Consider the following 18,281-nt stretch of genomic DNA (forward strand, 5'->3'; position numbering starts at 1 on the left):
ACTACAATGGCAGATCTAAAAAATAAATTTATATACGAGTTGTTTGGATTTCTTTATGTATAAACCAACCGCAATCTTGTGGCAGCCGACATTACCAACATTTTTAAAATTTTCTGTACTGGGAACTGCACTTGCTTCTCTGGGATTGACGGGCTGTTCATCTACGCAAAGTACATCCCAAACAGCAGCAAGCAAGCAAGTTGGATCGCAATATCTGGATGCAAGCGGTCTGGATGGACTGGAAGATCTGCTTTCTGCAACCGATATGCGTGCAGTCGAAGGCGACCGTTTACTGGTTCTGAAACATGGTGATGTCTGGAAGCGCATGACTGTGGGCTTCAAGATGGATTTAAGTGTGTGGAATCCGCGGATTGATGCGCAGCGCGGCTGGTTTATTTCACGTCAGCCTTATCTGGACCGTTTAAGTGCGCGTGCCTCACGTTATTTATATTACACGGTAAAAGAAGCAGAACGCCGTGGTATGCCGACCGAGCTGGCGCTATTACCGATTATTGAAAGTTCCTATGACCCGGCAGCGACCAGTAGTGCGGCAGCGGCAGGTTTATGGCAGTTTATTCCAAGCACAGGCCGTATTTATGGTTTAAAACAGACCCCTTTATACGACGGTCGTCGTGATGTGGTGGAATCGACTCGTGCAGCCTATGAGTTTTTAGGCAGTTTATATAACCAGTTTGGTTCTTGGGAGCTGGCGCTGGCGTCTTATAATGCCGGCCCGGGACGTATTCAGCAGGCGATTAACCGCAATAAAGCAGCAGGTCTGCCGACCGACTATTGGTCACTCAAATTGCCACAAGAAACCATGAGCTATGTGCCACGTTTCCTGGCAGTTGCACAAATTATTAAAACTCCAGGTCAGTATGGGGTGAGCCTGCCACCAATTGCCAACCGTCCGCATTTCCGTGAAGTGCCTGTAGGCGTGGCCAATTTAAATGAAATTGCAGCCATCACCGGTTTGAGCCGTGCGGAGCTGTATCAATTGAACCCGGGGCATCGTGGTGATCATATTGACCCTACCAGTCCGCGTCGTATTTTGATTCCTGCTGACCTCAGTCCTTCAGTTGATGAAAAGCTGAAAAAACTATCTGGTTCCGGCGGATTATCTGCGAGTAGTGCCAGCAATCTGCCGAAAAACACCACCCCAGTGGTGCCGACCAAAGCTGCGCCTCCCGTATTAAATGCGAAAACGATTACACCGGCAAAACAGACTCCACCCGTTCTTGCCAGTACTCGGCCTGCAACGACTGCACCTGTGGTGACAACGGCAAATACAGTGGCACAGACCACGAAAAAGATTTCAACGCCTAGAGGCTCATCTGCCTTGGCCAGTTTTGCTGCCCAAAGTGATTTGCCGATTCCAAGTGCGCCACGTATTCCGGTCGCAGTGACACCGGCAGCGCCAGCGAAACAGATTCAGGTCGAACCACCGATTTCTGCAGCCGAGCGTCAGCAAGTTCAGCAGGTCGTCACCGCGCAGGAAACTAACAAAACTGTGGATGACGTTCTGCAGCCTGTTGCAACACCGGCAGAGCAGGCTCAGGTAGTTGAAGAGCTGAAAGCATTGGCGCCGGCAGGCACAGAAATTGTCGATCCTTATGATGGTAAAATCAAGCTGACGGCTATTCAAACCAGCCTGTCTGTGGCTGAGCAGCAAGGCAAGGAACTTACCAAAGGCTTCTCTTATCCGAAAGAAGTTGCTGACAATACCACAGCGACTTCGGTCGAAGCCCAGTTGAACCAGGGTAAAAATTACGTCAAGACTGATTCTGAAGTGGTGGTGGTCGCGCCTAAGGGCAAGCGTAGTACCTATAAGGTTTTACCGGGGGATAATCTGGCACTGATTGCAGCAAAAAATGGGGTGAACTGGCGTGATGTGGCGAAATGGAACCAGATCGATCCAAATTCTACGCTATATGTAGGCACCACGATTTATTTGTATGATGCCAAGCCGGTGCAGGAACAAACCAAAGCCAAAGAAAAGCCGGAATCTTATGTGGTTCAGGCCAATGATTCTCTAACCAGTGTGGCAAGCCAGTTTGGTTTAAGTCTCAAACAGCTGGCTGATTTTAATGGTTTAAGTACCAACAGTGGTTTATTTGTCGGTCAGAAGCTGTCGCTGAAAGAAACGGCTGCAGCTAAAGCCAAAGTAGAAGATGCTAAAAAAGCTGAAGCTGCCAAAGTTCAAACCAAATCCTATACCGTCAAGCGCGGTGAATATCTGAAACTGATTGCCGATCGTTATGGACTGTCAAATGCTGAACTGGCGTCATTCACCTCAGGTTTAACTGCGGGTAGCAGTTTGATGGTGGGACAGAAAATCAATGTGCCACTTCAGGAAGTTGAAGCACTGACCGCATCGACCCAAAAGACTGAACAGACATTTGAAAATGTTAAAGTTGATCAGACAGCCACTGAAAATTATCAGGTCAAACGTGGTGAAACCCTGTATAGCATTGCCAGTCAAAGCAAGCTCAGTGTGTCTGAGCTGGCAGCTTTAAATGGTTTTGCTGCCAATAGTGGTTTACGTATAGGCCAGACCATCAAGATTCCGGCCGGCAGTCAGGTGCCTGAAACTTATACAGTTCAATCGGGCGATACCTTGACCGGCATTGCCGCAAAATACAATCTGTCGATGGATCAGGTGGCGAGTCTAAATGCTATTTCTCGTCATGCCGGCCTGCGCGTCGGTCAGCGTTTAAAGCTGACGGGTGAGGCAGCTGAACCCGTGCGTGAGTCTGTGGCGGAAACGGTATCGAAACATGTGAAATCCGATTCGCATGTGGTGAAATCCGGGGAAACTTTAAGTTCTATTGCGCGTCAGTATCATCTTCAGGTCAAGTATCTGGCCGATTTAAATGGCCTGAATGCCAATGGCAACGTCCGTATTGGTCAGCGTTTAAAAATTGTGGGTGATATTCCGACGGATAAAAAAGCAGAAGACGTGAAAGTGGCAGCTAAGCCTGTGTCTTCTAGAGCAACTGAATCTTATACCGTCAAGTCAGGCGAATCCCTGAATGCGATTGCCAGCCGTTTAGGAATTACGGTCACCGAACTGGCCGAGTTAAATAATCTCAGTCCACGTGCCGGATTGCGTGTCAGTCAAACCATCCAGATTCCAAAACTGGTGACTGATTATAAAGTCAAACGCGGCGATACCTTGATCGGTCTGGCCTCACGTTACGGCATGAACAGCAATCAACTGGCGGAAATGAATGATCTCAAACCGAATACACAATTACGTATTGGGGATGTGATTAAAGTGCCAAACTAATTCATTCATCGTGAGATTTTTTAGTTTATTTGTTTTAAGCATGGTTGTCCCGCTGGTAATGAATACCAGTTGGGCAGCCCTGATCACCACACCTTATATTGCGCTACATAGCCCACCGAAATATAGCCATCTGCAATCCTTACCTTATGCCAATTCGCAAGCCCCCAAAGGTGGTGCACTGATTTTGGCGGCCGATGGCAGCTTTGATAATTTAAATAGCATGAATGGCAAAGGCAATGTCACTGAAGGGATCAACTATATTTTTGACAGTTTGCTGTCGAAATCACTGGATGAGCCCGGGGTGTATTATCCCTTGCTGGCGGAAAAAGTCAGTTTTGACCCCAAGAAAACCACCTTTATCATTTTCCATTTAAATCCGAAAGCGCGCTTTAGCAATGGTCAGCCCGTAACTGCGGAAGATGTCAAATATAGCTTTGAGCTTTATCAGACCCAGTCTAATTTCGGTCTGCAAATGTATCTGGCAGATTTAAACAAGCTGGAAGTATTATCAGCTTTACAAGTCAAAATGCATTTTAAATCCGGGCATAATCCGGAAATGGCCATGATTGTCGCGCAGATGCCCATTTATTCTAAACGGCAATGGCAAGGGCGTGATTTTAAAGACCTGACGCTGAAACCGATTCTGGGTTCAGGGCCCTATGTGATTGAACGCATAGATCCCGGCCGCAGTATTTCGTATCAGCGCAATCCTCAATACTGGGGCAAAAATTTATTGGTGAATCGCGGTCGTTATAATTTTGACCGGATCCAGTATCGTTATTATCGTAGTCCGGAAATCAAGTTCGAAGCCTTTAAATCGGGCCAGTTTACTTTGCATGAGGAAAAACAGGTCAATCGCTGGATCAGGGATTATCAATTTCCTGCGGTTCGGCAAGGACAAGTCAAACGTTATCGTTTTCGGCATCAAAATCCGGTCCCGACCCAGAGTCTGGTCTTTAATACCCGGCGTCAGCCCTTTGCCGATATTCGCTTCCGTCAGGCCTTAAGTTTTGCTTACGATTTTGAATGGCTGAATAAAGCCATGTTCTATGGTGAATATCAACGCCTGAACAGCTTTTTTTCCAATAGCGAGCTGGCTTCTCGTGGACGGCCGAGTGCCCAAGAGCTGCAAATTTTAAAGCCTCATTTGCAGAAGCTTCATCCGGTTCAGCGTCAGGCTGTACTTCAGGACTGGCAATATCCTCAATCCGATGCCTCAGGGTTTAACCGGCAGAATTTATTAAAAGCCCGTCAATTGCTGTTAAAAGCCGGTTATCGTTATCAACAGGGGCAGTTGGTCAATGCTTCCGGTCAAGCGGTCAAGATTGAATTTTTGCTGCATCAGGTGGAACAGCAGCGTCATCTGATGCCTTATTTACGTCATTTAAAACGTTTGGGGATTCAGGCGAATATTCGTATGGTCGAAACCGCGCAGTATTATGAACGGCTACGAAATTACCAGTTTGATATGATTGTCGACAGCATGCCACAGTCCCTGACACCGGGGCAGGAACAAAAACAGTTCTGGAGCAGTCAGGCTGCCAAGCAGGTCGGTAACTATAATTATGCCGGTATTCAGAATCCTGCTATTGATGCGGTGATTAAGCAAGTAATTCAGGCGCAGAACCGGGAGCAGGTGATTGACAGTACCCGAGCTTTAGACCGTTTGCTGCGGGCAGGTTATTATCATATTCCGACTTATGGTACGGGTGAATACTGGTATGCTTACTGGAACATGTATCAGCAGCCCAAGCTTAAACCTAAGCTCTCCGCGGGCATTGACTACTGGTGGGTCGATGCGGCAAAGGCTCAACGTGTGGCCAATTATTTCAAACAGCATTAAGCTCCAAGCCTATCAGGGAGTGCCATGAGCACTTATATACTCAAGCGTCTGTTGCTAATGATTCCAACCTTGCTGATCATTTTGCTGATTAACTTTATGGTGATCCAGCTGGCACCGGGTGGGCCGGTGGAACAAGCGATTTATCAGGCACAACAGGTCAATGGCTTGACACATACCGGATTACAGTATCAGGGGCAGCAAGGCCTCACCCCTGAGATGATCGAGCAGATCAATATTCAATATGGTTTTGATCAGCCTGCCCATATCCGCTTTTGGGACATGTTAAGGCGCTATGCCCAGTTTGATCTGGGCACTAGTTTTTTTAAAGACAAGGCTGTGACTGATCTGATCTGGGAAAAACTACCGGTATCGCTGTCTTTAGGTCTGTGGAGTACCTTAATCATCTATCTGGTGTCTATCCCTTTAGGCATCGGCAAAGCCAGAAAACATGGCAGTGTTTTTGATCAGATCACCTCTTTAATGCTGGCGGTGAGCTATGCCATTCCAGCCTTTATTTTTGCGATTTTACTGATTGTATTTTTTGCCGGTGGCTCTTTTCTGCAATGGTTTCCCTTACAGGGACTCAGCTCTGAAAATTTTGCCGAACTCTCATTTTTCGGGAAAATTCAGGATTATTTCTGGCATATGGCATTGCCATTGTTGGCCATGGTGCTGGGTGGATTTGCCAGTTTGACCTATCTGGTGAAATTTTCCTTTGTGGAAGAGTTGAGTAAGCAATATGTTCTGGCTGCGCGGGCCAAAGGTTTAAATGAAAACGCAGTGCTGTATCGGCATGTGTTCCGAAATGCGATGTTAGTGTTGATCGCAGGTTTGCCAGAAGTATTAATTGGGGTGTTTTTCGTCGGCAACCTGTTTATTGAGATTATATTTAATCTCGATGGTTTAGGTGTTTTGGGTTTTGAGGCGATCATCCAGCGCGACTATCCGGTGATTTTCGGTACTCTGTTTATCTTTACTTTGCTTGGTCTGATATTGCGATTATTAAGCGATTTGCTGTATCAACTGATCGACCCACGGATTCATTTCAGTTCACGTCGGGGATCCTCCTAATGTCGTCCTTGATGCAATTAGGCTGGCAACGCTTTAAGCAGCACAAGCTGGGATTTGGCTGTTTTATTATGTTTGGCCTTATTTTTATCATGTCCTTGGGCGCAGAACTGATTGCCAATGATAAGCCCTTGCTGGTGAAATATGATCATGCAGTGTATTTGCCTATCTTAAAATCTTATCCGGAAACCGTTTTTGGTGGGGTATTTGAAACCGAAGCCGAGTATAAAGATCCTGCCGTTCAACAGTTGATTGCAGAAAAAGGCTGGGCGATCTGGCCAATTATTCCATTTTCATATCAAAGCCCGAATCTGGAACTGGCTGTTCCGGTGCCTTCGCCACCAAGTGCACAAAACTGGCTCGGAACAGATGATCAGGGTCGTGATGTGTTGGCGCGGATTCTGTATGGCTTGAGGGTTTCACTCTTATTTGGTTTTGCGCTGACTTTATTGTCGGCGGCGATTGGAGTTTTGCTGGGGGCTGTGCAGGGCTATTATGGCGGCTGGATCGACCTGATCGGGCAACGACTGCTCGAAGTCTGGAGCAGTTTGCCGATGCTATTTATGGTCATGGTGCTGGTCAGTCTGTTTAGTCCCAATATTTACTGGCTATTTCTGATCATGCTGTTGTTTGGCTGGACCACTCTGGTGGGCATGGTACGGGCTGAATTTCTGCGTGCACGCAATCTGGAATACGTCTGGGCGGCACGAAGTATGGGTGCAGGAGATGGGCGAATCATGTTCAGGCATATATTGCCGAATGTCATCGGTTCAAGTCTGTCACAACTTCCCTTTATGCTGACTGCCAATATTACCGCACTGACGGCTCTGGATTTTTTAGGCTATGGGCTACCACCGGAAACAGCCTCTTTAGGAGAGCTGTTGCTGCAAGCCAAAAATAATTTAAATGCGCCGTGGCTGGCTTTATCAGCTTTCTTTAGTCTGGCCATTGTGCTGAGTTTGCTGATGTATATTGGCGAAGCAGTGCGTGATGCTTTTGATCCAAGACAATAAATCACGAAACTTTTTAATCATCGTAAAAATAAGCAGATGAAAATTGTGTAAATTTGACAAGTTGAATTGTCAATTATCCTGACTTGCGTTATAAACGAATACAAAATAAAAGTAATATCAGGACAGATCATGACCCAATTGGCCGATTCCATTCAAATTCGTCATACCAATTTCAAAAACCGTATTATTAAAGGCGCTATGAGTGAGGCGCTGGCCAATGATGCCGGCCAGCCCAATCAGGCACATTTCAAGTTGTATGAAGCCTGGGCCAAAGGTGGACTGGGCTGTGCCATTACTGGCAATGTCATGGTGGACTTTCGTGCCAAAAATGAGCCGGGCGTGGTGGTGGTAGAAACCGAGCGTGATCTGGAGCAGCTTAAAGTCTGGGCGGAAGTGGGCAAGCAGCAGGGTATGGTACAGTTGGTGCAGTTATCACATCCGGGTCGTCAGTGTCCCAAAGGCTTAAATAAAGAAACAGTTGCGCCGTCGGCCGTACCTTTTAGTCCGGCATTGGCCGTCAGCTTCGGCACACCACGTGCGCTGACTGAAACTGAAATTCTGGAGATTATCCAGCGTTTTGCCACTTCAGCGCAAATTTGTGAAAAGGCCGGTTTTGAAGGCGTCCAGTTGCATGGTGCGCATGGTTATCTGATTAGCCAGTTTCTGTCACCGCTGACCAATAAGCGTCAGGATCAATGGGGTGGCAGTATTGAAAACCGTACCCGTTTTCTGTTGGAAACCTATCAGGCTGTCCGTGCTGCAAGCTCAGAAAATTTCATTATTTCAGTCAAACTGAATTCTGCTGACTTTCAGCGCGGTGGTATAAGTGAAGAAGATGTGATCTATGTCTTTAAGGCGATGGATGCAGCCGGGATTGATATCATTGAAGTGTCTGGTGGCAGCTATGAAGCGCCTGCCATGGCTGGTGTAAAAGAAGACAAACGCAAAGCTTCAACCATTGCCCGTGAAGCCTATTTCCTCGATTTTGCCGAAAAGATCCGTCAGGAAGTCAATTGCCATATCATGGTGACTGGTGGCTTTAGAACCGTCGACGGCATGAATGCTGCACTCGACAGTGGTGCATGTGATTTTGTCGGCATTGCCCGACCTTTTGCGGTAGAGCCGGATCTGGGTGATCGTTTGATTGCAGGGCAAGATGTACGTTATGCGGTTGAGAAAATTAAAACCGGTATTCCGCTGGTTGACAAAATGGCGATTATGGAAATTATCTGGTATGCCGCGCAGTTTAAGGAAATTGCCAAAGGCAAACAGCCGAATCCAAAACTGTCACCGTTAAAAGTCTTTTTGAACTACCTCAAAGGCAATGTTAAAGCCGTAATTAAAGGGCAGTTGAATTCGCGTAAATCGGCTTAAATTTATCATCTAAGCATAAAAAACCGGGCAATTAGAATGCCCGGTTTTTTATTCATCACATAGTTAAGAATAATGCATCGCCTGGGTCTGGAAAGGAAATAATAACTGTCCCAGTTGACGAGTGGCCCATAAACCCACTTCAGTATGATGCATATGCGGTGAAGTATAGGGAATCAGCAAGTCAATTTTCTGTTCCGCACCTTCACAGCGCATAAAGCGATTTTTTAACTGATTTAAACGTTGTTGATCCATACGGCTTAAAGCAGGTTCAACTTTCGCCTGAGACGGCGCTGCGCTACGTGAAGACAGCCGAGTTGCTAAAGTTGCCCCCTGAATCCAGTCTTTAATGATCTGTTTTTCAGTCGCATTAAACACACCAAACATTTTACCTTCAGGATGATCAATCATTTTCCAGAAACGGCTCTGTTCAACAGGAGCATCTTTAATAATCCAGCCTTTCTCAATCAGCACGTTCAGGAACTTGAAAATTTGCGCCGGATCTGATAACCAGTCATTGATGGTTTTGCCACTAAACTGACATTTCTGGTTATGAATATATTGGCCAATCAGTGCCTTGTTCTGGAATACTTTTAAGGCCATGCGCTCAATATCCAGCTCTTTCACAATCTGGGAAGAACTTTTACCGATGTCATTGAGCAGATAGCCTTGCTTGATCAAATCAAGATAAGTCTCCGGATCTTCCGCATTCTCATAATGCTGGATAAAGGCTTGCAGGGATTTTTGTGCATGGCCATTGTGGGCATTATCAATCGTAATATGCACATTGAAATAATGGGGATCAATCCCGAGTTCAGCCAATTCGTAATTGGTAATGAGTAGATGCAGCGGCAACTGTTCATAGCCGAGATTAAAACCAATCACCAGAGGCAAGTATTTGGCCGGCGCATAAGCCAGTGCTAACTGTACCGCGGCCTGCTCATAATAACTGGCATCCAGTTGTTCGGCATAACTGTTCAGCTCATAGTGACTTAACAGGTGCTGATACATGGTGACATGATTGGCACGTGGATGTCCCAGACCCAGTTCTTCCAGATAGATATAGATCAAATCTTTCAGCTTGGGTTGATTGCAGTTATGTACGGTGGAATATAACCAAGAACCATCGACCAGTTTAACCGGTGCAACCTTGGACAGAAATTCGAAAGCATGTGAAACCGTTGGGAAATACTCCCGGGCCTGATGTTGTTTACGCCGTCCCAGATAAGCCTGAAACTTGGCACAAATTTGATGATGTTGTTCTAAAAGATGCTGTTCAACTTGTGCCGGTTGATCCAGCCATTCAAGTGTTTCTATATTCAGTTTTTTAATCAGATCACTCAAATAAGATTCAGCTTGTTCGGTTTTGGTATTCGTCGAGATTTCAGTATCTTGAAAAAAGTCGACCCAATCCTTAAAGCTTTTAAATTGATAATTATGATTATTATTTGGCGATAAAGGCAAACTTAACTCTGTGCTGACGAACATAATCTGATCCTTGCAGATATCTCTTCAGTTACCTTAACGTGCGACTTGACGTCTAGATGTTGAATTTTTGTTCTAATTTATTGGTGTATTGCTTTAAATGAAAATGAACGGATATTTATATGAATAGAAATGTTAAAAGAATGCAAATTGTAAAATATGAATTACATGGCAGCCTATGTAACGAAGAGCATATTTTAATGAGTGGTAAAAAATTATATTTAAATATTCAGAATGCAAAAAAGCCCAAGTCGCAATGCCCGGGCTTTTTTGTTGAGATGTTGCCATCTCGAATATGGCGTCCCTACGGGGATTCGAACCCCGGTTACCGCCGTGAAAGGGCGATGTCCTAGGCCTCTAGACGATAGGGACAGTACAGAAGATAAATTTTAAAACCTTTACTTTTAACTTGAAGTAATGGCGTCCCTACGGGGATTCGAACCCCGGTTACCGCCGTGAAAGGGCGATGTCCTAGGCCTCTAGACGATAGGGACTTAATAAAATGTACTTCTGAAAATTGGCGTCCCTACGGGGATTCGAACCCCGGTTACCGCCGTGAAAGGGCGATGTCCTAGGCCTCTAGACGATAGGGACGTTTCAGAGGTGGGCGTATAATAGGGTGAAAATAGGGGGGTGTCAAACGCATTTCTATAAAAATTTTTATTTTCTGGATTGAGTGCGTAAATTTAAAACAATATTGTTGAAATAATGGAAAATGATTTAAATTAAGCTGAATTTTTAAGCAATTCCAGCATGGCAGCTAACACTTGGGGATGCTGTAAATAGCCCGCAATATCATGTGGACGTTGTACAAAGGTACGAATTTCCTGATTGATAATGGCAGGCTGAAAATTAAATGAAGCTGCTGAGAGTGGAAATGCGGTGAGAAAATCATCATGTGAATAGAAATTTATCCAATCGCCTGAAATTGCAGCAGGTCTTATCATTGGTTGCGGAAGATGCGCCTGAATGACACGAAATGCCAGTGGTGATCCGAGGGTAATAAAACGCTGGATATTCAGTTCTGGATGTTGAAGCAAATAATTATAGGCGATCACGCTGCCCAGCGAATGTGCCACCAGAATCTGTGGTTTGCTGCTATGCAGTTGATGATGAATGCGCCGATGAACTTCCTGCATAAAAGTCGGATTGGCCAAATAAAGATAGGTTTCCAGCAGGAACTTATGCAAAAAACTGGCGTGTAAACTGGGGAAATAATTAATGAGTACCGCAAAATCCCGCAAGGCAATATCTTTGCTTAATGCTGTAATAAAATTCAGCTTTTGATCAAAGTTGAGTGTCTTATCTGGATTTAACTGGGGCACATCACAAACTTGATATTTGCACTGATTGGTTGGTGGTACGGCTTGCCGCTGTGCCGGATGTAGAAAAGGGAAATGCGGCCATTGCTGCGGCATTAAGTAGATTATGCAAATGATGTCGAGAGAGTAAATCACCATAAAAAGGGATACGGATATGCCGTTTTAAATAGCTAAAACGGGCTTGCTGTTGCGGGTTATTTCTGAGGCCTCTTTTGAGAAGATGCAGCCAATGTTGGCGTAATGAAGGCGCCGTATACTGTTGCTTGTTCATGCCGTGAATAAATACAATTTTCATCGACGCACCATTGAAGCTGCCCAATATACAATTAGTATAGACAAAAAAGAGCGACCGAAGTCGCTCTTTTAAAGCTGATGCTTAAGACTTGTTATGGTAGAACGTATAATAACTGGCATAGCAGGCTGCAATAAACAGCAGACAGCCAAAGAAGCTGATGCGCATTGATGGATCAAAGACCATACTGACACAGGTAATAAAACAGAACACGAAGCCTAAAATCGGCACAATCGGAAACAATGGTGCTGCAAAGCCCAGTTCTTTGACCGTGCGACCCTGTTTATACCACTGCCGGCGGAAGTTGAACTGACTTAAACAAATACTCATCCAGACCACCACCATGGTAAACGCCGCAATGCCCAGTAGGTTGGTAAAGATGGTTTCTGGCGCAAACTGTTCAGACAGCAGGCCTGGCAATGCACCGAGCATGGTCACCATGACTGCAATATACGGTACACCGCGAGCATTGAGTCTTGAGAATACGGCAGGTAACTGTTTGCTGTAGGACAATGACCACATCATACGAGAAGCGGCAAATAAGCCCGAGTTGGCAGCAGAAAGTAACGCAGTGATAATCACAAAGCGGATGATGTCTTCAGCATAAGGAATACCGATGTGCTGGAATACCGTTACGAATGGACTGCTACTGACACCTTCAGCGGCCAAGCCAGCTTCCTGATGTGGGAGTAAGGCCGTCACCACGATAATCGTCCCCACAAAGAAAATTAATAAGCGGAAAATTGCAGTATTAATGGCTTTAGGGACATTTTTCGCAGGATCTTCAGTTTCACCCGCCGCAACACCAATCAGCTCTGTACCCGAAAAGGCAAAGTTCACGATCAGCATGGTCGCAAAAATCGGGAATAGACCTTCAGGGAACCAGCCCTGGGCCGTCAGGTTGGTAAATAGAGGCGCAGCTTCGTAGCCCTGATAGCCCAAAACACCAAAGATGGCCAGTAAGCCCAAAACAATAAAGGCAACAACAGTGACTACTTTCACCAGTGCCAACCAGAATTCGGATTCGGCAAACCATTTGGTCGAAATCATATTTAAGCTAAATACAAAGACACCAAAAATAATGGTCCATAACCACATGGAAATATCCGGGAACCATTCCTGCATCAGCAAGGCGGCTGCAGTAAATTCGGTTCCCAGAGTGACAGACCAGGTCAGCCAGTATAACCAAGTGATGGTATAGCCTGTACCCGGTCCAATATAACGTTTGGCATAAGCACCAAATGAACCAGATTCTGGCATATGAACAGCAAGTTCGCCCAGACAGAGCATAACCATGTAAGCGATAATGCCGCCCAGGAGATAAGCAATAATGGCACCTACAGGCCCCGTTTGTGCAATGACTTCACCCGACCCTAAAAATAGGCCTGTTCCGATTGCGCCACCAAGCGAAATCATGACCAGATGTCGAGTACTCATAGCGCGTTTTAAAGGCGCAGAATTGCCCTGATGCGTAGCATCATTCGGAGATGAGTGCATAGGAGTTGAAAAAAATCAGAAGAATGAAGCGAGTTATTGTAGTGAAAAACTACAAATCTGCAATGTATTAATAATGATTTTGAATAAGGCTTGATCGTATGCGATCAATAGATGGCGTCCCTACGGGGATTCGAACCCCGGTTACCGCCGTGAAAGGGCGATGTCCTAGGCCTCTAGACGATAGGGACGTTGCGAGGTGATGCGTATATTAAGGACTCAATTGGTTTTTGTCAAAAGGCTTTTATATAAAAAAGCGCTAAAAGTTCAAACATTAAACAGGAGTAATGCATTAATTTTATTGAGGGCTTAAATAAGTCGAATGATTGGGCTTATTTGCTCGTCATTTAGGCGGAAAATGAAACTCCCGCGGCTGGCAGGAGTTTAAAACAGCCAGATTTTAATGATCGGGTGTTTGGTATTCTGTCGAGTTATGCGCAGGAGCAGTCTGCTCGACAGGTGTTTCTACTTTCTCTTCACGGTTCACGATATAAAGATAAAGCAGTGAAGGAGCTAAAATCAGTAAAACCAGTAAGATCTTTTTTAACATGGCACATAGACAAAGTACGAAATTGCATTAATTATAGCCTAAGCAAATTAAAAAGAGCACCGGAGTGCTCTCTATAAAACTTAGAATTTGAAAGTGACATCGGCGATAAACTGGCGGCCGATTTCAGTCATAACTCTTGGTTTGCTTGCGATTGTTGATTTGGTGGTATACGTGTTGGTGCGGTTAGTTACATTGTTAATAGTTAAACCAAAGATTGCATGTAAATCTTTTGAAAGTTTCCAATCATAAGTTGTACGCATATCCCAGATAAATTTAGGTTTAATTTCAGAAGCAATATAAGTATCAAGAAGATTACCTTCATATTCTACTTTGTCATCTTTACTGGTCACTGTGATCATATCGTCGTAACTGTCTTTATAGCTAAAGAAGTTTGAAAGTTTTACTGGTGCGTGATCGAAAGCAATATCCCAATTTACACGGGCAGTCCATGGTTGGTTGAAGTTTTGTGCAGGACGCTCTGACCAATGCATAATTTTACCGTTATAGGACACGAGTTCATCTTGATCTGCGGTTATGAATTTGTCGGTATAATCGGTATAACTGCGGAATACATCGCTATAGTCAAAACCAAAAGCAATGAAATGCTGTGTACTAGCGAATTTCAAAGCTTCACGATTTTTTAATGTGAGTGTGTAGATGTCGGCTTCACCATGACCATCATTGCTATATTCATAAGAGAAGTTGAAACCATCTTTTGGGATATCGGTGTGGGTACGTGAAATTTCATCTTGGTATTTGCGATTCACCCACTTAAGACCTAAATCCCAAGAATGTAATTGGGTGTTGATACCCAAAACAGTTTCATCACTAAATGGTGTGTCTAGGTCAGAGCGACGTGTGGCATTTGCTGAGTTCGTTGCAGATGTGACCCAGTCCGCCTGCGGATTCTCACGTGAGAATTTATACATCAACTCACCAATACCATCGTTGAGTTCGGTGCCTAATGTTTGCTGACCATAGTAACGATTCCAGCCTGCTAAAAATTGCAGTTTGTCATTCGCAAAGGGCTTATAAGACACGGAACTACGTGGAGAAATATTGAAATTACCGCTTAAAGAGTCGTAGTCGGCACGGACACCTACTCGGGTCGATAATTGATCGTTCCATTGAATGTTGTCTTCAAGGAAAGCATTGAAGCGGTCTTGTTGAGCAGAGAATTGTCCAGCTTTATACAATGAACCTGCAGCGACATATTGTCCTGTCCAACCTTGAATCGTGGGTGTCGCATCGCATAAAGCATCATCAGCTAAACAGGTATTGTTAGCTAAATTTTTCATATTGACAGCTGAAACATTTGACATATATACATCAGAGGCACGTTTCCAATCCACTTCTGCATGAGTGTATCCTGTACCCGCTGTAATCTTATGCTGAGTCGTACCAATTTTGAATGGATCAAAGGCTGCTTTTAAGTCGTAGTTGAGCGCAGTTTGATTTTGTTCTAGCTGACCAAAAAGCGTACCTTCAGATACGGTTTTTGAGTCGGTCCAATCTTTACTGCCTTCAGCATAATGCCAAATAAAACCATAGTTGTTTTCTGAGTTTCGGACATTATCAGCACTTTGGAAGTTGAGTTTATGCGTTAATGTTACAGATCCTATGTGGTGTTCTAACTCTGAAAACATTGTTGTCGTTTCTGTGTCAAGCGTACTGGCTGAGTTGCGACGGCTTTCAGCGTAATTCAAGCTGTCAAGTAAAGCATAATCAAATCCAAATTTAGCTTTCACTGTCTCGCTTGGGTTATAGAAGAAGGTTGAACCAATGTTGGTATTACTGCGTTCTTGATCGATTTTTTTCGGGTCATCAAAACCACTCATTACAGGAATAATAGATTTACGTTTTGATGCATAACTATTAAACCCCCATTGCTCTGAAAGCTTGCCATAAATATTGGCACTTAAACCTTGTTTGGTATATTCCTTTTGATAGGCTTCAGTCGGCTCTTCAAAGAGCTCTTCTTCTAATGGGCTAACAGCATTAAAGCGAGCCCAGTCACTTTCTGTGTAATCATATGTGACAGTACCATGAATTTTTCTAATTTCAGTTTGTGGTGCACAGGTCTTTGCATTGACCACGCCACCGGTAAACTGACCATATTCAGCAGAAACATTGCTGTCGAGTACTTCCAAATCACACAGTAAGTCTGTATTGACAGCCATCGCTTGAGAGCCAGTGCTAAATGTATTGTAGTTACTTGGACCATCAGCAGGGTTAATTAATAGGTTATTGGATACGCCATTCACAATAAAATTATTTTGGAAGGTTTGAGCACCATTGATAGAAATTTCAGAGGGTTTAAGTTCACCTTGTGAGCCTGCTGCTAACTGTGATTGGCTAAACTGCACATTCGGATTCACCTTTAAAAAATCAGTTATATTCTTTGAGCTATTCGGCGTCTTTTCTAAGTCTTCTTTGCTATAAATCGTTTTCCCAACTTCATTTCCTTGCTGAGCTTCAATAATAATCGTGTTGAACTTAACCGTAGCTTCATTAGGGATGGATTCTTGATAATTTGATTCTTCTGCAAAACTAGAGGTTGATAAAGCTGCCAATATAGCGAGTGAAAGTGAAGAGTAGGCAAAACGCATGAGAAGGTTAAATCTTTGAAAGATAATGAAAGCGATTATCATTAACTTGATTGCTATAATCAATAGTAATGAGAATTATTTGCATTAATTGGGCTTTAAATGTGTAAGATTTAAGCAGCTTAAGTCGCTGAAAAATAAAAATATGAAAAGGGAGGAAAATATATGGCGTCCCTACGGGGATTCGAACCCCGGTTACCGCCGTGAAAGGGCGATGTCCTAGGCCTCTAGACGATAGGAACGTTTAGAAGATGGCGGTATCTTATTGATCCGCCACCAGAGTGTCAAGCAGGTGAGGCGCGAGTTTGTTTAAAATATAGCAAAACAGTTCAGCCGTCTTCTGTGTGTCATATAACGCAGAGTGAGCTTCTTTGCCATCAAAATCGATCCCGGCCTGAATACAGGATTTCGCCAGTACGGTCTGACCAAACATCACCGCACTCAAGGTCACCGTGTCAAACACAGAAAAACTATGGAACGGGTTCTGGTTTTTGGTGCCGGTACGGGCAATTGCTGCCTGAACAAAACCTAAATCGAAATGTGCATTGTGACCCACCAAAACCGCATGGGTACAGTTTTGCTGACGGCGCACGTCATTGACCGATTTGAAAATACGCTTTAATGCGGTTTTTTCATCTTCAGCCATGGCAATTCGCATCGGATTTGACGGATCAATGCCGATGAATTCCAGTGACCTGCGATCGAGGTTGGCCCCTTCAAAAGGATTGATATGTGCATGGTAAGCTTGACCCGGCACAAACTGGCCATCCTCATTATAAACAATCGGAATGGCCGCAATTTCCAGCAATGCATCAGTCTGTGCATTAAAACCTGCCGTCTCGACATCGACAACTACAGGTAAGAATCCACGAAAACGTTGACCAATGATTGGGAGGGTTTCATTTGTCACACTTTTCTCCATTGAATGGTTTTACCCGCATAGAGCGGAATAATCTGTTCACCATCCAAATAGTCTAAACTTTCAGGGATTACTTGATCTTCTTTAACCAGTGTAATGGTGCTGGTATTACGTGGCAGGCCATAGAAGTCTGCACCAAAGTGGCTGGCAAAACCTTCCAGACGTTCAATTTTACCCACCTGATCAAATGCCTGAGCATACAGCTCAATGGCAGTCGGCGCACTATAACATCCTGCACAGCCACACGCATTTTCTTTTGCATTTTTTGAATGTGGTGCGCTGTCGGTGCCTAGGAAAAATTTAGGATTGCCACTAGTCGCCACTTCCAGCAAGGTTTGCTGATGGGTTTGACGTTTTAATATTGGCAAGCAGTAGAAATGCGGCTTGATGCCACCCACCAGCATGTCATTGCGGTTGAACAATAAATGTTGCGGCGTAATGGTTGCAGCGACATTACGGTCTTGCTCAAGCACAAAGTTTGCTGCTTCGCTGGTAGTAATGTGTTCTAACACCAGTTTCAGCTTGGGAAATTGTCTGAGCAAGGGTGCGAGGACTTCGTCCAGGAAGCGCTTTTCACGGTCAAAAATATCGACATGATTATGTGTCACTTCACCGTGCAGCAATAAAGGCACCTGATGCTCTTCAAGCTGCTCAATTACGCCATACACTTTGCTCATGTCGCTGACACCACTATCAGAATTGGTGGTTGCACCCGCAGGATAGAGCTTGATGGCATTGACATGCGCAGATTCTTTGATCTTTTTAACTTCACTTGCCGGGGTGTTGTCTGTGAAATACAGCACCATACGCGGGTCGAAATTTATCCCTTCAGGTACGTGCGCCATGATGCGTTCACGATAGGCATTGGCCTCTTCAACGGTTTTAACGGGTGGTACCAGATTCGGCATACAGATTGCGCGAGAAAACTGTCTGGCTAAATCGGGAACAGTACGTTGAAGTGCTAAACCATCACGCAGGTGAACGTGCCAATCATCTGGCTGGAGAATCGTAATCGTATTCAAGGCAAAT

11 protein-coding genes, 5 tRNA genes and 1 pseudogene are annotated in these 18,281 nt (G+C 44.6%); 5 read left to right on the top strand and 12 right to left on the bottom strand.

Annotated elements, in window-relative coordinates:
• Positions 1-55: 55 nt before the first annotated feature.
• The 5 genes from FTV29_RS05040 to FTV29_RS05060 all read left to right on the top strand — a co-directional run bounded on the left by FTV29_RS05040 (position 56) and on the right by FTV29_RS05060 (position 8,587).
• Positions 56-3,289: a LysM peptidoglycan-binding domain-containing protein gene (locus FTV29_RS05040; RefSeq protein WP_159138029.1), complete on the top strand. Its 3,234-nt coding sequence runs from the start codon at positions 56-58 to the stop codon at positions 3,287-3,289.
• A 40-nt stretch (positions 3,290-3,329) separates the two neighbouring features.
• Positions 3,330-5,132 carry an extracellular solute-binding protein gene (locus tag FTV29_RS05045; RefSeq protein ID WP_159138028.1) on the top strand — a complete coding sequence of 601 codons (1,803 nt, stop codon included), beginning with the start codon at positions 3,330-3,332 and terminating at the stop codon, positions 5,130-5,132.
• Positions 5,133-5,156: 24 nt separating this feature from the next.
• Entirely contained in the window at positions 5,157-6,203 is a 1,047-nt protein-coding gene (locus tag FTV29_RS05050) for an ABC transporter permease subunit (RefSeq protein WP_100328779.1), read from the top strand.
• The gene (locus FTV29_RS05055; protein ID WP_074383046.1) at positions 6,203-7,213 is read left to right on the top strand and encodes an ABC transporter permease; all 1,011 of its coding nucleotides are present in this window, start codon (positions 6,203-6,205) and stop codon (positions 7,211-7,213) included. Before FTV29_RS05050 ends, FTV29_RS05055 begins: the two co-directional genes overlap by 1 nt.
• Before the next feature lie 129 nt (positions 7,214-7,342).
• Positions 7,343-8,587 (top strand): NADH:flavin oxidoreductase/NADH oxidase family protein, encoded by a 1,245-nt coding sequence (locus FTV29_RS05060; protein WP_005171838.1) that lies wholly within the window; start codon positions 7,343-7,345, stop codon positions 8,585-8,587.
• 63 nt (positions 8,588-8,650) lie between these two features.
• Here the strand turns inward: FTV29_RS05060 and FTV29_RS05065 are convergent, their stop codons facing one another.
• From FTV29_RS05065 to pyrC, 12 genes and pseudogenes are all read right to left on the bottom strand, one after another.
• Positions 8,651-10,072 (bottom strand): iron-containing redox enzyme family protein, encoded by a 1,422-nt coding sequence (locus FTV29_RS05065; RefSeq protein ID WP_179999424.1) that lies wholly within the window; start codon positions 10,070-10,072, stop codon positions 8,651-8,653.
• A 293-nt stretch (positions 10,073-10,365) separates the two neighbouring features.
• Positions 10,366-10,441: transfer RNA gene (locus FTV29_RS05070), tRNA-Glu, on the bottom strand.
• A 46-nt stretch (positions 10,442-10,487) separates the two neighbouring features.
• Positions 10,488-10,563, bottom strand: a tRNA-Glu gene (locus FTV29_RS05075).
• A gap of 24 nt (positions 10,564-10,587) precedes the next feature.
• Positions 10,588-10,663: transfer RNA gene (locus tag FTV29_RS05080), tRNA-Glu, on the bottom strand.
• A 131-nt stretch (positions 10,664-10,794) separates the two neighbouring features.
• Positions 10,795-11,686 (bottom strand): annotated as a pseudogene (locus FTV29_RS05085) (alpha/beta hydrolase).
• A gap of 81 nt (positions 11,687-11,767) precedes the next feature.
• Positions 11,768-13,180, bottom strand: coding sequence for an amino acid permease (locus tag FTV29_RS05090; RefSeq protein WP_005096383.1), 1,413 nt, complete (start codon positions 13,178-13,180; stop codon positions 11,768-11,770).
• 112 nt (positions 13,181-13,292) lie between these two features.
• A tRNA-Glu gene (locus FTV29_RS05095) sits at positions 13,293-13,368 on the bottom strand.
• Between the two features lie 209 nt (positions 13,369-13,577).
• Entirely contained in the window at positions 13,578-13,727 is a 150-nt protein-coding gene (locus FTV29_RS05100) for a hypothetical protein (protein WP_167381251.1), read from the bottom strand.
• An 80-nt stretch (positions 13,728-13,807) separates the two neighbouring features.
• The gene (locus FTV29_RS05105) at positions 13,808-16,336 is read right to left on the bottom strand and encodes a TonB-dependent siderophore receptor (RefSeq protein ID WP_159138025.1); all 2,529 of its coding nucleotides are present in this window, start codon (positions 16,334-16,336) and stop codon (positions 13,808-13,810) included.
• A 163-nt stretch (positions 16,337-16,499) separates the two neighbouring features.
• Positions 16,500-16,575 (bottom strand) — tRNA-Glu (locus tag FTV29_RS05110).
• A 20-nt stretch (positions 16,576-16,595) separates the two neighbouring features.
• Positions 16,596-17,255, bottom strand: coding sequence for a ribonuclease T (rnt, locus tag FTV29_RS05115; protein ID WP_034608604.1), 660 nt, complete (start codon positions 17,253-17,255; stop codon positions 16,596-16,598).
• Complete coding sequence (pyrC, locus tag FTV29_RS05120; protein WP_034608601.1) at positions 17,240-18,274, bottom strand: dihydroorotase; 1,035 nt, start codon at positions 18,272-18,274, stop codon at positions 17,240-17,242. The genes rnt and pyrC overlap by 16 nt, the downstream gene beginning before the upstream one ends.
• Between the last annotated feature and the right edge of the window lie 7 nt (positions 18,275-18,281).

Origin of the sequence: Acinetobacter sp. YH12254 (genome assembly GCF_013417415.1) — a bacterium.
In the GTDB taxonomy this organism is placed as follows: domain Bacteria; phylum Pseudomonadota; class Gammaproteobacteria; order Pseudomonadales; family Moraxellaceae; genus Acinetobacter; species Acinetobacter pseudolwoffii.

Excerpts from the sequence above, each read along its gene's own strand:
- FTV29_RS05040 (WP_159138029.1), top strand. The coding sequence starts at position 56 with ATGTATAAACCAACCGCAATCTTGTGGCAGCCGACATTACCAACATTT.
- FTV29_RS05045 (WP_159138028.1), top strand. The coding sequence starts at position 3,330 with ATGGTTGTCCCGCTGGTAATGAATACCAGTTGGGCAGCCCTGATCACC.
- FTV29_RS05050 (WP_100328779.1), top strand. The coding sequence starts at position 5,157 with ATGAGCACTTATATACTCAAGCGTCTGTTGCTAATGATTCCAACCTTG.
- FTV29_RS05055 (WP_074383046.1), top strand. The coding sequence starts at position 6,203 with ATGTCGTCCTTGATGCAATTAGGCTGGCAACGCTTTAAGCAGCACAAG.
- FTV29_RS05060 (WP_005171838.1), top strand. The coding sequence starts at position 7,343 with ATGACCCAATTGGCCGATTCCATTCAAATTCGTCATACCAATTTCAAA.
- FTV29_RS05065 (WP_179999424.1), bottom strand. The coding sequence starts at position 10,072 with ATGTTCGTCAGCACAGAGTTAAGTTTGCCTTTATCGCCAAATAATAAT.
- FTV29_RS05090 (WP_005096383.1), bottom strand. The coding sequence starts at position 13,180 with ATGCACTCATCTCCGAATGATGCTACGCATCAGGGCAATTCTGCGCCT.
- FTV29_RS05100 (WP_167381251.1), bottom strand. The coding sequence starts at position 13,727 with ATGTTAAAAAAGATCTTACTGGTTTTACTGATTTTAGCTCCTTCACTG.
- FTV29_RS05105 (WP_159138025.1), bottom strand. The coding sequence starts at position 16,336 with ATGCGTTTTGCCTACTCTTCACTTTCACTCGCTATATTGGCAGCTTTA.
- rnt (WP_034608604.1), bottom strand. The coding sequence starts at position 17,255 with ATGGAGAAAAGTGTGACAAATGAAACCCTCCCAATCATTGGTCAACGT.